Here is a 16,104-nt window from a genome sequence, read left to right on the forward strand (position 1 = left end):
TCACAAAGTCATAATTAACAGTGGTGTATAACTGGTTTCAAACATATTGTAAGTTTGGATTTATTTTTGCGACAAATCTAGAAATTATTCATAACCATAAAAAATTGTACAATGGCTTTAGAAATTACAGATGCGAACTTTCAAACAGAAGTTTTGGCAAGCGATAAATTAACTATGATTGATTTTTGGGCAGAATGGTGTGGCCCTTGTCGCGCTATTGGTCCGGTTGTAGAAGAGCTGGCAAAAGAGTATGAAGGCGTGGTTAAAGTGGGCAAATTAAATGTTGACCATAATCCGCAGGTAAGTTTAAACTATGGCATTACCAGCATCCCCGCTATCCTGTTTATTAAAAATGGAGAAGTAGTTGATAAATTAGTGGGGGCACAACCCAAAGCCAATTTTGTGAAAAAAATTGAAACGCATAAGTAAAATAGATTGACTTAATTTCAATGAGGCCGTTCCAACAACAATGGAGGTGGCCTCATTCTTTTAATGTTGCATTTGCAATACTTCTTCCGGCCTGTGTTTATGTCGAAACAGCAGCAAAAACAATACTGCAATAATAATGGCATATACAGAAAACGACATCCAGATACCATACCAATCAAGGCTTTTATCGCTATGGGTAAAAAATCGGGAGATGGCATAACCACTAATACGGCTGCCCAATAAGGCACCTACTCCATTGGTCATCATCATAAAAATTCCCTGTGCGCTGGCACGTATTTGTGGTTGTATCTGCGTATCTACAAACAAAGAACCGGTTATATTGAAAAAATCGAAAGCCATTCCATAAACAATGCAGGAAAGAATAATCATCCACAATCCATTACTAGGATTGCCATATGCAAACAAGCCAAAACGCAATACCCAGGCTAACATACTCAACAACATCACTATCTTAATTCCAAACTTTCTAAGAAAAAAAGGAATGGCCAAAATAAACAAGGTTTCAGAAATTTGAGAAATAGACATAATAATAGCCGGAAATTTTACGGCGATGGTATTTTTGTAGGCATCAATCTTTGCAAAATCATGCAGAAAAGTATCACCGTAAGCATTCGTTAATTGCTGGGCAGCACCCAAAAGCATAGCAAAAATAAAAAACAGTGCCATTTTGTATTGTCCAAACAGAGAAAAGGCCTTTAACCCCATCATGTCGGCAAATGATTTTTTCTCACCGGTTTTTGCCTGCGGCGGACATTTGGGTAAAGTAAATGCATATACACCAAACAGTAATGATGCGATAGCAGCCACATAAAATTGACTGGCAGAAGTTTCAATATGCAATAAACTTACAATCCACATGGCTACAATAAAACCAATGGTACCCCATACTCTGATGGGAGGAAAATCTTCAATAATATTTTTCCCGTTTTTAATTAATGCAGTATACGAAACCGTATTGGCCAGTGCTAAAGTTGGCATATAAAAAACCATATACAATAACAGTACCCAGAAAAAAGTATCGGGATCATTTACCGTGGGTAAATAAAACAATATTGCAGCACCTGCTAAATGACAAAAAGCCAACAATTTTTCGGCATTTATATATCTGTCGGCAATAATTCCCATAATAGCCGGCATAAAAATGGCAGACATGCCCATAGTTGAAAAAATTTTACCAAAATCTTCTCCCGTCCATTGTTTGTTTTGAAACCAATAAGCACCCACAGTAATTAACCAGGAACCCCAAATAAAAAACTCTAAAAAACTAAGCAAAATCAATCTAAACTTAATATTCATTGCATTTGTTTTTCTTCTTGCATAAAATAGATGGCAGTATTTTAAAACGCCAGGTAACTCCATTCAGAGCAAGCAAGGTTAATAATAATTTAAAACGGAAGATAGTAATTTTTGGTTATTGCTTAACATTCCCTTCATGTAAACAATTATAATGGTAGTTTTGCCTGTCAAAAAAAAAATAGAAGATGAAAGCAACTGTATATAACTCCTCAGATATGCTGATTCAAACAGCCGATAAAAATTTACAACCCATTGCCAAAAAAATATTTGCCAATCAGCGTATCAGTTTTGAAGAAGGTGTACAATTATTTGAAAAAGGCTCTTTACCATTTTTAGGTGCATTGGCCAACTTTGTACGAGAACAAAAGCATGGTGATAAAACTTATTTCAATCGTAATTTTCATATCGAGCCTACCAATGTTTGTGTGTTCAGTTGTAAATTCTGTGCCTATTCGCGTTTATATGCACACCGCGAAGAAGGCTGGGAACTGAGCATTGAACAAATGCTGGATATTGTGAAAAGCTATGATGGCAAACCGGTTACTGAAGTGCATATTGTGGGTGGTGTTCATCCTAAAATGGATTTACAGTTTTTTACCGCGCTGTTAAAAGCCATTAAAGCACATCGCCCCGATTTACACATTAAAGCATTTACTCCCGTTGAGTTGGATTATATGTTTAGAAAAGCCAAAGTTTCTGTTGAAGAAGGCATGCGCATAGCACATGAAGCAGGTTTAGACTCATTACCCGGTGGCGGTGCTGAAATTTTTCATCCGGAAATACGTACCCAAATTTGTGCAGACAAAGTAGATGCAGATGGCTGGTTACACATTCATAAAGCGGCACATCAATTAGGCATGCATACCAATGCCACCATGTTGTATGGCCATATTGAAAAATACTGGCACCGGATTGACCACATGGAACGTTTGCGTCAATTGCAGGATGAAACCGGCGGGTTTAACACATTTATTCCTTTAAAATTCAGGAATAAAGACAATGACATGAGCCATGTGCCGGAATCAACCATTGTGGAAGATTTAAAAATGTATGCAGTAGCAAGGCTGTATTTAGATAATTTCCCGCATATGAAAGCCTATTGGCCTATGTTGGGCAGAAAGAATGCACAACTTACAATTCAGTTTGGTGTGAATGATATTGACGGCACCATTGATGATTCTACCAAAATTTATTCAATGGCGGGAAGTGAAGAACAAAATCCAAGCATGTCAACCGCCGATTTAGTGACCCTGATTAAACAGGTAAACCGCCAACCCGTAGAAAGAGATACACTGTACCATGAAATAAGAGATTACAGCAATTTAAGTTACGATGCTATTGTTGCCAATCCATTATTGAATTAATCTATTCAGTTCAATCATGTGTTAGCACATCAACATTCACTTAAACCCAATGGAATATTTACAGCAAGACCACCATCGGAGGTTTCTTTGTATTTGCTGTTCATATCTAAAGCCGTATCCCACATGGTTTTAATTACTTTGTCTAAACTTACTTTGGCAAAATCGGGAGCACTTTGCAAAGCTAATTGCGATGCGGTAATGGCCTTAATGGCACCCATGGTATTGCGTTCAATACAGGGTATTTGTACCAACCCGCCAATGGGGTCGCAGGTTAAACCCAAATGATGCTCCATGGCAATTTCTGCAGCCATTAATGCCTGTCGCTGGCTACCTCCCATACATTCAGTTAAAGCAGCGGCTGCCATGGCACTGCTTACACCAATTTCGGCCTGACAGCCACCCATTGCCGCAGAAATAGTAGCCCCTTTTTTAAAAATTGAACCAATTTCAGAGGCCGTTAACAGAAAACGAATAATTTTATCCGTTTCATTCCCATTACAAAAACAAATAAAATATTGTAATACGGCAGGAATTACACCCGCAGCGCCATTGGTTGGTGCAGTTACCACCCTTCCAAACGATGCATTTTCTTCATTTACGGCCAAAGCAAAACAACTCACCCAATCTAATGTATATTGAAAACAATTGCCCCCTGCCTGTATTTTACTGAGCCAGGTAGCATAATCCGGAGCAACCGTACCACCCATTAATTTTTTATTCAGCTCAAATGCCCTGCGTTTTACTTTTAACCCACCGGGCAATTCGCCCTGTGTATGGCACCCTCTGTAAATACAATCCCGCATGGTTTCCCAAATATGTAAAACACCTTCGCGAGTGGCCTCTTCACTGCGCCACGCCAGTTCATTTTCCATCACCACATCACTAATGCTAAGCCCTTTCATGCACCAACGCAATAAATCGTTCGCAGTATTAACCGGAAAAGGTAATTCAACAGAATGGTAGGTTGTTGCCTGTTGCACTCCTTCCTGAACAATAAAACCACCACCTATAGAATAATAGGTAGCACATATTTGCTGCCCATCTTTCAATGTTATCAAGAAAGAAAGTCCGTTGGGGTGAAAAGGCAAATTTTCCTGTTTCAGAAAAATAATATCCGTTGCAGGACGAAAAGGAACTGCTTTTTCACTGCCTAAATATAGGGTGCTATGTGCTTGAATATGAGCCACTTTGGGTAGAATGGTATTCACATCAATTGTTTCAGGATTTTCGCCGCAAAGGCCCATCATCACTGCAATATCAGTACCGTGCCCATGCCCTGTTTTGGCTAATGAACCATACAGTAACACCTGTATTTTTTGCACTATCTGTAATTGATGAGCACTTTGTAAATTACTAACGCATTGCAAAGCTGCTTTCCATGGGCCTAAAGTATGCGAACTGGAAGGCCCCACGCCTATTTTAAAAATATCAAAAAATGATATAGACTCATGTACCTGATTTACCATAATGCAAAGTTAGGCACCGGCTTCATGTAATGTTACAGGATTTGTATATTTGGAAATGCTTCAAAAAATGTTTACTTTTTTTATCGTCGCAATATTATTTGCCTGCAATACCCCTAAAAAAATGATGCAGAATAAACTTCCAGTTAATTTCATAGAAACTTTGATGCAACAACATCCCAGTCAATTTTCAGCCATATTACAAAACCGGCAAGCATATAATATTCAGATTATTTACACTCAAATTAACCGCGATAAAAACAATCAACCCATTTTTAAAGAATTCCATTTTAATACCTCTAATAACAATTATTTTTATCCGGCCAGCACGGTAAAAATGCCCATTGCTTTTTTGGCATTGGAAAAATTAAATTCACTCAATATTCCCGAAATAAATGCCAACACTACGCTGATTACAGATAGCAGTGCGCCCCAACAAAGTTTTGTTTTTACACAGCCTACAGCCATAGATAGCCGGCCTACCATTGCCAATTACATCAAACAAATTTTTTTGGTAAGCGACAATGATGCATTTAATCGCCTTTATGAATTTTTAGGGCAAAATACCATCCTAAATCAACTCAAACAAAAAGGTTATCCTAATGCCATTATACGCCATCGGCTACAGGTAAGTTTAACGGATGAACAAAACCGCCAAACCAATGCCTGCGCTTTTTACGACACTTCAGGCAAACAATTATGGCATCAACCGGCGCAATATAACGATGACCCATTGCCGAACCTGAAAGTGTTTTTAGGAAAGGGTTATTATAGCAATGGAAAGTTGCTTAACCAGCCCTTCAATTTTTCAGAAAAAAATAGGGTGTATTTACAAGATTTAACCCATATGCTTCGCTCCGTTATTTTTCCGGAATCCGTTCCGCCGCAAAACAAGTTTAACCTAACAACCGCCGACAGAAAATTTCTATTACACTGGATGAGTGCCTACCCCCACGAAAGCAATTATCCCAATTATGATACCGCAACTTACTGGGATGCTTATTGCAAATTTTTAATGTATGGTTCTGAAAAAGGGGCATTACCTCAAAACATCCGAATTTTTAATAAGGTAGGCGATGCTTATGGTTTTTTAACCGACGTGTCCTATATCATCGACACAAAAAACAAAGTTGAATTCATGTTGAGTGCCACCATTTCCTGCAATACAGATGGCATTTACAACGATGATCAATATGATTATAATTCCATCGGCTATCCATTCATGAAAAATATCGGACAACTGATTTACCAATATGAGTTAACCAGAAAACGAACCTATCTGCCGGATTTATCAGAATTTATATTCGATTACCAAAAACAGTAAATTTTATTTAGTTTTTACAGTTTCTGCTGAAAATTCTCTAACAAACCTGTTCAGTAATTAAGTACATTTGGTGCCATTTAAAAAGCAATTGAATCATGAGTACCAATTTATCTACTTTACTACTGCGTTTTAGCGAACCGGAAACACTCAAAATGGCCAAATTAGGCCGCGAACTAAGGGCAAAAGGCATTGATGTAATTGACCTGAGCCTCGGCGAACCCGATTTTGATACCCCCCAACATATAAAAGATGCGGCCATTAAAGCCATTAACGACAACTGGAGCCATTACACACCTGTTGCCGGATTTGCCGATTTAAAAGAAGCCGTTTGCACCAAATTAAAACGCGATAACCATTTAGATTATCAACCCGAAAACATCATCACCTCTACCGGAGCCAAACAAAGTTTGGCCAATGCCATCCTTGCTTTAGTGGATGAAGGCGATGAAGTAATAATACCTACACCTTATTGGGTAACTTACTCAGAATTGGTAAAAATTGCACGTGGTCATGTTGTGGAAATAAGAACCACTGTTGAAAATCATTTTAAAATTACGCCACAGCAATTAGAAGCAGCCATTACCTCCAATACCCGTGTATTCATGTTTTCATCACCCTGTAACCCATCCGGTGCCGTATACACGAAAGATGAACTGGCTGCATTGGTAAAAATATTTGAAAAGCATCCTAAAATAACCATTTTATCTGACGAAATTTACGAATATATTAATTTCATTGGTCAACATGAAAGTATTGCGCAATTCCCTTCTATTAAAGAAAGAGTTGTTGTTATAAACGGATTAAGTAAAGGCTTTGCCATGACGGGCTGGCGCTTGGGTTATATTGCAGCCAATACAGATATTGTAAAAGCCTGCGAAAAATTGCAAGGCCAATTTACCAGTGGCACCTGCTCTATCACTCAAAAAGCAGCTGTAGCAGCACTTACCGGCGATTTGGCACCTTCACGTGCCATGACTGCCGAATTTGCCCGCCGCAGAGAAAAAACATTAGCATTGGTAAAGAGCATTCCGGGTTTTAAATGTTTTGAACCACAGGGCGCATTTTACGTATTTCCTGATGTAAGTGCTTATTATGGTAAAAAGAATGGCACTGAAACCATTGCCAATGCAGCCGATTTAAGCATGTTTTTACTAAACACAGCACATGTTTCATCCGTAATGGGCGATGCTTTTGGTGAACCCAACTGTATTCGATTCTCTTTTGCCAACAGCATGGAAAATATTGAAAAGGCCTGGGCAAGAATTAAAGATGCACTTGCAACTTTGCAATAAACTAATTACCAACGGGATGGTATTGTTGTACCCGGCATTATACCATTGTGCAGCTTCGTTGCGTCGCACACTTCTACGTTCTGTTCAGTATGCAGCCACTACAAAATACCATCCCGTTTATTAATGCTATTATGTATTTTTTGCGGCAATATGATTCAAAATTTTAACCGCATGTTCCCGCGAATTTTCAATAAATAACCGGTGTGTATTCAATCCGCCACAAACCACTCCTGCCAAATAAATGCCGGGTATATTGGTTTCGTGTGTGTTTTCATCATAAGATGGTTTCTTTACCCCATCATCCGACAATTGAATACCCATTTGCTGCAGGAATGAGAAATCGGGCTGATAACCCGTAGCTGCAATCACCCATTGGTTGGGAATGGTAACCGCACCATCCGGCGTTTGAATATGTACCTGATGTGGTTCTATAGCCGTAATAACAGAATTAAAATATGCCCTGATAGAGCCTTCTTCAATTCTGTTGATGATATCCGGTCGTACCCAATATTTTACCCTTTCACCAATCTGGCTTTCCCGAATTACCATGGTAACGTTTGCGCCCTTACGCCATGTTTCTAATGCAGCATCAACTGCCGAATTATTGGCACCTACCACAATCACCTGCTGAAAAGCATAAAAATGAGGATCTTTATAATAATGCGTAACTTTTGGTAAATCTTCCCCCGGTACGTTTAATAAAAAAGGAATATCATAAAACCCCGTTGCAATAACAATATTGTAACTGTGATAAGTAGCCTTTGGAGTTTTTACCTCAAAAACAGGTTTATTTCTTTCCTGTAACGGCTTGGCAGACAATACTTTTTCAAACAAATGAATATTGAGTTGTTCTTTAATGGCCACTCGCCTATAGTATTCCAAAGCTTCATTACGGGTAGGCTTTGACGCAATGCTCACAAATGGCACTCCCCCAATTTCTAACTTTTCAGAAGTTGAGAAGAATGTCATATTCATGGGATAATGGTACAATGAATTCACCAGACATCCTTTTTCAAGAATTACATAATTTAATTGATGTGTTTTTGCTTCTAATGCACAAGCCAAACCAATGGGTCCGCCACCAATAATGATTACATCGAGTATTTCAGATTCGTTCATCTCAAATATTTAATACGAATTAGGATCAATTCATTTATTCAACAAAAGTTACTTATGAATTTCACTGCTAAAGTGAAAAATAATATCCGGGTTATTGGTTATTTCCGTATTTAAAAACCATTCACTTTGGGCTAAATATACCGGATGTCCGTCTTTATCTTCTGCGGTATTTTGTTGCTTAAATCGTAAAAAGTCTTCTAACTTTTTAGCATTCGTGCTGGTAAGCCAGCAGGCTTTATAAAATGGCAACGACCTGAACTCAACCGCAGCGCCATATTCCTGCAATAACCGGTATTGAATCACCTCAAACTGCAACTCACCAACGCATCCAATAATCTTTTTGGTTCCCCCAAATTGAGAAAATAACTGCGCAACACCTTCATCGGTTAACTGCTGAATGCCTTTCTCCAATTGTTTGGCTTTCATGGGGTCTTTATTCACCAATTCCTTGAATATTTCCGGAGAAAATGTGGGTATACCCAGAAAATAAAAGTTGGCTCCCTCTGTAAGTGTATCACCAATTTTAAAATTTCCGGTATCAAACAAACCCACCACATCACCAGGATAAGCATCTTCAATCACATCTTTACTTCTTGCCAAAAATGAATAGGGATTATTAAAGCGAATATCTTTATTCAACCGAACATGATGGTAATATTTACTACGTTCAAATTTACCACTGCAAACTCTCAAAAAAGCTATTCGATCTCTATGACGAGGATCTAAATTGGCATGTATTTTAAAAATGAATCCACTAAATGTACTATCATCCGGAGCTACCGATCCTTTTGAGGTAGCCCTGTTTCTAGGAGTAGGTGCAATATGAATAAAAGTATTCAACATTTCCTGCACCCCAAAATTATTCACAGCACTACCAAAGAATAAGGGAGCTACTTTTCCTGCCAAATAATCATCAATCACCAAATTGCCATGTACACCTTCAATCAGTTCCACATCCTCTCTTAATTGTGCAGCATCGCGTTCACCAATTTTATTGTCAACTATTGGGCTATTCAAATCATCAATTTGTAATACATCTTCATCATCTGCTTTGGTACCGGCAGTAAATAACAATAAATTTTTATTGGTAATATTGTATACCCCTTTAAAATCTTTCCCACTATTAATAGGCCATGTCATGGGGTGTAAAGCAATATTCAATTCTTTTTCAATTTCTTCCAACAAATCAAAACGATTTTTGCCATCTCTGTCCATTTTATTGATGAACACTATAACGGGTGTATCACGCATTCTGCAAACCTCCATCAACCTTCGGGTTTGCTCTTCTACCCCATTTACACTATCAATAACCAATACCACACTATCCACTGCAGTTAAAGTTCGGTAAGTATCTTCTGCAAAATCTTTATGGCCGGGTGTATCTAATAAATTAATTAAATAACCTTCATATTCAAAGGTCATTACACTGGTAGCTACAGAAATTCCACGCTGGCGCTCAATTTCCATAAAATCGCTGGTAGCGTGTTTTTTTATTTTATTGCTTTTTACTGCCCCTGCTGTTTGAATGGCACCACCAAATAACAGTAATTTTTCAGTAAGTGTTGTTTTTCCGGCATCGGGGTGAGATATAATGGCAAATGTTTTCCTGCGTTCTATTTCCTGCTGATAATTCATGCTTTGGTATCTATTACTTTAAATTTTTCACTTATAAAAAGCGCAAAGGTACAAAATTGCAGGGTTTATCAGGTAAAATGAAGGATAGAGCTGCTAAACAGCCTCAAAATATATTATTTAAATATTACATATTTATTGAATAAAAAATTTAATATTACCATTTTGTTCAACAAATATTATGTTATTGTTACCCGAAAATGATATAATTATTAATTCACTTGAACTACCATTAAAACTTTTAATGCATAAATAGTTTTGCTCAAAATCAAAACTACATGAGCAAAGCTTTATTCAAAAAAATTACATTGTTTGCCCTCGTTACAGTTTTAATTACTTATTATACCATTGCAGGACGAGTCATTGTAATGTACAACAAGACTTTTGTGGACTGTGGTTACAGACAAATACAAACAGAAGGTATTTGTTATATCAACAACAAACATTTGTTGAAGAGTTGTGAGACCAGCAATTCAACTCTGGCAGGGCTTTTTAGTATCCATAAAACCAACAAATAAATGTTATCTTTCTATCTACTTTCATGCAACAAGTGCGCGGTTGGAAATAATAAAAGGAATGTCTTCTACATAACTTTACACAATTCTTGCAACCTTTGTTTCACCCCTTCCATCCATTCATTTCTTAAGATACTCAATACCATTGAATCTCTCCTTCTCCCGTTTGCACTCAATGCATTATTACGCAAAACCCCTTCCGTAATAAATCCTGTTTTTTTCATGGCTGCAATGCTTCTTACATTTAACGCATCAGCCCTGGCTTCTACCCTTTCAAACATTATCGTTTCAAAAGCAAATGAAAGCAGTAAATATTTACAGTGCAAATTCAAACCCGTTCCCTGAAATTTTTTTCCATACCAGGTATACCCCAATTGCATAGTTGCATGGGCGCTTTGAATATCATAAAATCGGGTGCATCCTGCGTATTCCTGCCACTTTTTATCGTACACAATAAACGGATAGGAAATACCTGTTTTTCTATCCATCAAAGCCTTATTGATGTATTGTTTAAGCAAATCATCACCGGCAGCAGACTGAATAGAATATCGCCATAATTCCGGCTCATGCTGCGAAAAAACACGCAGGTTTCCATCATCATCTGCTTGCAAACTACGCAATTGTACGCGTTCATCTTCTAATACAATTTCTTCCAAAAATGGGAATAGCGAAGGCATATAATAGAGCTTTTATGCATGAACTTACAAATTTTTCGGCTAAAATTTAGGATATTGCACACTCATCTTAAATTCGATTATTATGTGTGGAATTGTTGGTTATATTGGAAAAAGAGAAGCTTATCCGGTTATTATTAAAGGCTTAAAACGTTTGGAATACAGAGGCTACGACAGTGCAGGTGTTGCATTGGTAAATAATGGCGCTTTAAATGTGTACAAGAAGAAAGGAAAAGTAGCTGAACTGGAAGAAGAAGCACTTGGCAAAAATGTACATGCACATATTGGCATAGGGCACACCCGTTGGGCTACACATGGCGAACCCAGCGATAGAAACGCACATCCGCATGTCAGCAACATTGGTCATCTGGCCATGATTCATAATGGTATTATTGAAAATTACGTTGCTATAAAAAATGATTTACTGAAAAAAGGCTATCACTTTACCAGTGATACAGACACGGAAGTATTACTGAATTTTATAGAAGACATTCAAAAAAACAATGCTTGCAGCCTGGAAGAAGCCGTTCGCATTGCATTAAAAAGAGTTGTAGGCGCCTATTGTATTTTATTGGTAGATAAAAACGATCCTGAAACTATCATAGCTGCCAGAAAGGGCAGTCCGTTGGTAATTGGCATAGGTAAAGGGGAGCATTTTTTAGCCAGTGATGCCTCTCCAATTATTGAATATACCAAAGAAGTGGTGTATGTAAACGATTATGAAATTGCCATTGTTAAGGCCGATGAACTCACTTTAAAAAACTTAGGCAACGAGAAACAAACCCCTTTCATAACGCAATTGGATATGGATTTAGCTGCCATAGAAAAAGGCGGTTATGAACATTTTATGCTGAAAGAAATTTACGAACAGCCTGAAACCATTCACGATTGCTTACGTGGCCGTTTGTTACCCGATGTTGGAAAAATTATGATGAGTGGTATCGAAAACCATATTGAAGCACTTACACAGGCGCAACGAATCATTATTGTGGCTTGTGGTACCAGTTGGCATGCCGGTTTAATTGCAGAATATATGATTGAAGAATTATGTCGCATCCCGGTAGAAGTTGAATATGCCAGTGAATTCAGATACAGAAACCCTATCATACACCAGGGAGATGTTATTGTTGCCATTTCACAAAGTGGCGAAACAGCCGACACATTGGTGGCATTAGAAAATGCAAAAGAAAAAGGTGCTTTTATTTTTGGAGTTGTGAATGTAGTTGGCAGTAGTATTGCCCGGTTAAGCCATGCAGGTGCCTATACCCATGCAGGCCCTGAAATTGGCGTAGCCAGTACCAAAGCATTTACCGGTCAGTTAGCCGTATTGGCAATGATGGCTTTCAAAATAGGTTTGGCCAAAGGCACATTATCTCATGAACGTTATAAAGCACTCATGCATGAATTAGAAGCCATTCCGGAAAAAGTAAAAGAAATTTTAAAAGATACTACGCATATTCAACGTATTGCAGAAAAATATAAAAATGCGCACGACTTTTTATTTCTTGGCCGGGGATACAACTTCCCCGTTGCATTGGAAGGCGCTTTAAAACTGAAAGAAATTTCTTATATACATGCCGAAGGATATCCGGCAGCCGAAATGAAACACGGCCCTATTGCCCTGGTAGATAATACCTTACCCGTAGTATTTGTAGCTACAAAAGACAGATACTATGAAAAAGTAATTAGTAATGTACAGGAAATTAAAGCACGCAAAGGCATTATCATTGCTGTTGTAAGTGAGGGCGATACAGTATTACCCGGAATGGCAGATGATATTATGTTTGTTCCCAATTCCGATGAAATTGTAGCACCTTTATTAAGTGTTATACCACTTCAATTGCTTAGTTATTATGTAGGGGTTGCAAAAGGATATGATGTAGATAAACCACGCAACTTAGCCAAGAGTGTTACCGTTGAATAATGAATGAACTTAAAATTAAAACAAATGCCTGAAAATAATATTCAAAAAATACCCATGCCACAATTGGGATACAATTTTATTCCTTTGCAGTTTTTGCCAAAAGGTAAAGATGAATATTATTTAAGAGATACCCAGAACAGAAGCGGTATACAATACAGGCGCTTAACGGCATATGAAATTGAAGCTTTGGTTAAAAACAGAAATACCAGTGACGACTGGAATAATATTCTGGTATCCGATGCATTCAATCCTGAATTGGTAAAAAATTGTAAATTTTTTGGGCTGGTTAGAATTGGTAAATTAGAACCGGTTTGCCTTAACTTTAGTGATTTAACCATTCCTGTAGGTTTATACAACTCCATCATCATTAGTTGCGATATTGGTGATAATGTAGTAATTGACAATGTAAATTATCTTTCGCATTTCATTATTGGCAATGAATGTATTTTGGCCAATATTAATGAAATGGTAACTACCAACCATGCTAAGTTTGGAAATGGTATTGTAAAAGAAGGGGAAGACGAGGCCATTAGAATTTGGATGGAAATTTGCAACGAAAATGGCGGCAGAAGCGTAATTCCATTCAATGGCATGTTACCCGGCGATGCATATTTATGGAGCAAATACAGAGACGATTCTATTTTGCTGCAACAATTTAAAAATTTTACTGAAAAGCAGTTTAACCAAAAAAGAGGATACTACGGAAAAATTGGCAACAGAACTGTTATTAAAAACTGTGCAATTTTAAAAGATGTTTGGATTGGTGAAGATGCCTATATTAAAGGAGCAAATAAATTAAAAAATTTAACCATTAATTCCGGTAAAGAAGGGCAAACGCAAATTGGTGAGGGTTGTGAACTGGTAAACGGCATTATTGGTTATGGATGCAGAATATTTTATGGTGTTAAGGCGGTAAGATTTATTATGGCTTCGCATTCCCAATTAAAGTATGGTGCAAGATTAATTAACTCCTATTTGGGCAATAATGCTACTATTTCCTGCTGCGAGGTACTGAATTCACTTATTTTTCCCGCACATGAACAACACCATAATAATTCATTTTTATGTGCGGCACTTTTAATGGGACAAAGCAATATTGCAGCGGGTGCCACCATTGGTTCAAACCATAACTCCAGAGGTGCAGATGGCGAAATGGTGATGGGCCGGGGCTTTTGGCCGGGTTTATGCGTTAGCCTGAAGCACAATTCAAAATTTGCCAGTTATACCATTTTAGCCAAAGGCGATTATCCGGCTGAATTAAACATCACTTTACCATTTTCATTGGTAAGTATGAATAATGAAAAGAATCAACTTGTTATTATGCCGGGCTATTGGTTTATGTACAACATGTATGCATTGGCACGTAATAGCTGGAAATATATTGACAGAGATAAAAGGCAGGAAAAAATTCAATACCTAGAATACGATTTTTTGGCCCCCGATACCGTCAATGAGATGTTTCAGGCATTAGAAATATTAGCATACATTACCGGAAAAGCTTATTTCAATAAAGAAGCGAATAACAGCCAAAATGATACAACAGCCTGTATTGCAAAAGGCAAGTGTTTATTAGAACAAAGAGATTTGAATACTATTGAACAATTAGAAATTGTATTACCCGGCGTAGAGAATACCAAACGCAAAACCGTTGTAATAAAAGTTTGTCAGGCGTACGATTTATACAAAAAGATGATAGCCTACTATGGAGCCAATCATCTTTTAGGATGGATAACATCCAACCAAATCGATAGCATTGCAAGCTTAAAAAAATCATTCACAATCACGAAAAGAAATGAGTGGATCAATGTAGGCGGGCAATTGATGGAAAATGCAACTGTTGAACAATTATTAACCCACATTAAAAAAGGCATTATCAAAAACTGGGAAGAGGTACATGATTTTTATCAATTGCAAGGCCAAAAATATCCTTTTGAAAAAACCATGCATGCATTGGCCTCCCTTACGGAACTGTATAATATTGACTGGAAGAAAGTGGATGATTCATTTTTATTGCAATTATTCAATGAAACGCTCAAAACAAAAACCTGGATTACTGAACAAATATATCTTTCACGAAAAAAAGATTATATCAATCCTTATCGAAAAATGGTGTATGGTTCCGATGCTGAAATGGAAGCCGTAATGGGTAAGCTATCGGATAATACTTTCATTAATCAACAAAATAAAGAACTGAAAACCTTTAAAAAGAAGTTGCAACAATTAACAGAGCAACTGCATTTATCAGAAAAAGCTAAAAAATAAAGGGGTAAGAAAATTTAAACCACTACCCCAGCAGATAAGCTTCAATCTAATTTGTTGGTTATATTCGTAGTTCGTAAAACTATACTATGGGCTCCATTTTTTTTTCAAAGAAGGGTTTAATTGCTTTATTATCGTTTACCCTTTTAATTACATTTATTTTTTACTATTTTTTTGCCATTAAAATTGACAAGGAATACAGCAAATTAATTGATAACGAAGCCCGCTTTAATGGCATTAGTCAAAATATATTGCAATCATCCAATGCAAATTGGTCATTATTCCTGCAAACTTCATTGAGCAATACACCTAAACATACAAATGAAAACTGGCAGCAGGTTATTGCACAAAACAATGCCCGTTTCGATAGTATTTCTAATCAAAACCTGTTACACCAAAATGACGGATTCATTTTAGACAGTTTAAAAATAGCCAGAAAAAAGTACAATACACTTATTGCTTATTATTACAATCACCTGCCACAAAACAAAGATTCTGTTCAATTGATTATTGAAAGTGTTTTAAATCCGGCATTTCAACAATACCAACAATTTTTAAACAATTTTTTGAAAGCACACAACGATGACATGTTGGAAATGAGTAATCAATTTACTTTCAAAAATTTGTTCAAAAGCAAATTGTATTTATTAATTGGCTTAATACCTGTTTTTTTGCTTATTTTTCTTGCAATGATAGTATTCATTTATGTTTTAGTAATTAATTATGAAATTATTAAAATTTAAAAAGTACCTGATGTTATCAATCAATTAGCAACAACTAATGGTAATATAT

General features: G+C 37.0%; 13 protein-coding genes. 8 read left to right on the forward strand and 5 right to left on the reverse strand.

The window, feature by feature from the left end; genetic code table 11:
• Window positions 1–111: 111 nt before the first annotated feature.
• Window positions 112–429 carry a thioredoxin gene (gene trxA, locus A0F92_RS02345; protein WP_068241275.1) on the forward strand — a complete coding sequence of 106 codons (318 nt, stop codon included), beginning with the start codon at window positions 112–114 and terminating at the stop codon, window positions 427–429.
• A gap of 60 nt (window positions 430–489) precedes the next feature.
• Here the strand turns inward: trxA and A0F92_RS02350 are convergent, their stop codons facing one another.
• Entirely contained in the window at window positions 490–1,746 is a 1,257-nt protein-coding gene (locus A0F92_RS02350) for a nucleoside permease (protein ID WP_068241578.1), read from the reverse strand.
• Window positions 1,747–1,931: 185 nt separating this feature from the next.
• Between A0F92_RS02350 and mqnE the strand changes: the two genes are divergently transcribed.
• Entirely contained in the window at window positions 1,932–3,110 is a 1,179-nt protein-coding gene (mqnE, locus tag A0F92_RS02355) for an aminofutalosine synthase MqnE (RefSeq protein ID WP_068241278.1), read from the forward strand.
• 29 nt (window positions 3,111–3,139) lie between these two features.
• Here mqnE and A0F92_RS02360 read toward each other — a convergent pair whose 3' ends face one another.
• A complete protein-coding gene (locus A0F92_RS02360) occupies window positions 3,140–4,576 on the reverse strand; it encodes an L-serine ammonia-lyase (RefSeq protein ID WP_068241279.1) in 1,437 nt (478 codons plus the stop codon).
• Window positions 4,577–4,697: 121 nt separating this feature from the next.
• Here A0F92_RS02360 and A0F92_RS02365 point away from each other — a divergent pair, with 121 nt between their 5' ends.
• On the forward strand, window positions 4,698–5,897 hold the full coding sequence (locus A0F92_RS02365) for a serine hydrolase (protein WP_167516755.1): 1,200 nt from the start codon (window positions 4,698–4,700) through the stop codon (window positions 5,895–5,897).
• Window positions 5,898–5,992: 95 nt separating this feature from the next.
• On the forward strand, window positions 5,993–7,189 hold the full coding sequence (locus A0F92_RS02370; protein ID WP_068241281.1) for a pyridoxal phosphate-dependent aminotransferase: 1,197 nt from the start codon (window positions 5,993–5,995) through the stop codon (window positions 7,187–7,189).
• 129 nt (window positions 7,190–7,318) lie between these two features.
• On the opposite strand, the gene A0F92_RS02375 is transcribed toward A0F92_RS02370, so the two are convergent.
• Together A0F92_RS02375 and A0F92_RS02380 are read right to left on the reverse strand one after the other, a co-directional pair.
• A complete protein-coding gene (locus A0F92_RS02375) occupies window positions 7,319–8,308 on the reverse strand; it encodes a YpdA family putative bacillithiol disulfide reductase (RefSeq protein WP_068241283.1) in 990 nt (329 codons plus the stop codon).
• Between the two features lie 48 nt (window positions 8,309–8,356).
• Window positions 8,357–9,943, reverse strand: a complete 1,587-nt coding sequence (locus A0F92_RS02380) for a peptide chain release factor 3 (RefSeq protein WP_068241285.1) — start codon at window positions 9,941–9,943, stop codon at window positions 8,357–8,359.
• A 275-nt stretch (window positions 9,944–10,218) separates the two neighbouring features.
• On the opposite strand from A0F92_RS02380, the gene A0F92_RS02385 reads away from it, so the two are divergent.
• Window positions 10,219–10,458, forward strand: a complete 240-nt coding sequence (locus A0F92_RS02385) for a hypothetical protein (protein ID WP_068241287.1) — start codon at window positions 10,219–10,221, stop codon at window positions 10,456–10,458.
• A gap of 65 nt (window positions 10,459–10,523) precedes the next feature.
• Here the strand turns inward: A0F92_RS02385 and A0F92_RS02390 are convergent, their stop codons facing one another.
• Window positions 10,524–11,132, reverse strand: coding sequence for a GNAT family N-acetyltransferase (locus tag A0F92_RS02390; RefSeq protein ID WP_068241289.1), 609 nt, complete (start codon window positions 11,130–11,132; stop codon window positions 10,524–10,526).
• An 82-nt stretch (window positions 11,133–11,214) separates the two neighbouring features.
• Here A0F92_RS02390 and glmS point away from each other — a divergent pair, with 82 nt between their 5' ends.
• From glmS to A0F92_RS02405, 3 genes are all read left to right on the forward strand, one after another.
• Complete coding sequence (gene glmS / locus A0F92_RS02395) at window positions 11,215–13,053, forward strand: glutamine--fructose-6-phosphate transaminase (isomerizing) (RefSeq protein WP_068241291.1); 1,839 nt, start codon at window positions 11,215–11,217, stop codon at window positions 13,051–13,053.
• 24 nt (window positions 13,054–13,077) lie between these two features.
• A complete protein-coding gene (locus tag A0F92_RS02400) occupies window positions 13,078–15,315 on the forward strand; it encodes a DUF4954 family protein (protein WP_167516756.1) in 2,238 nt (745 codons plus the stop codon).
• A gap of 86 nt (window positions 15,316–15,401) precedes the next feature.
• Window positions 15,402–16,055, forward strand: a complete 654-nt coding sequence (locus tag A0F92_RS02405) for a hypothetical protein (RefSeq protein ID WP_068241293.1) — start codon at window positions 15,402–15,404, stop codon at window positions 16,053–16,055.
• Window positions 16,056–16,104: the final 49 nt, after the last annotated feature.

It is taken from the genome of Hydrotalea flava (genome assembly GCF_001623405.1).
Lineage (GTDB): Bacteria > Bacteroidota > Bacteroidia > Chitinophagales > Chitinophagaceae > Hydrotalea > Hydrotalea flava.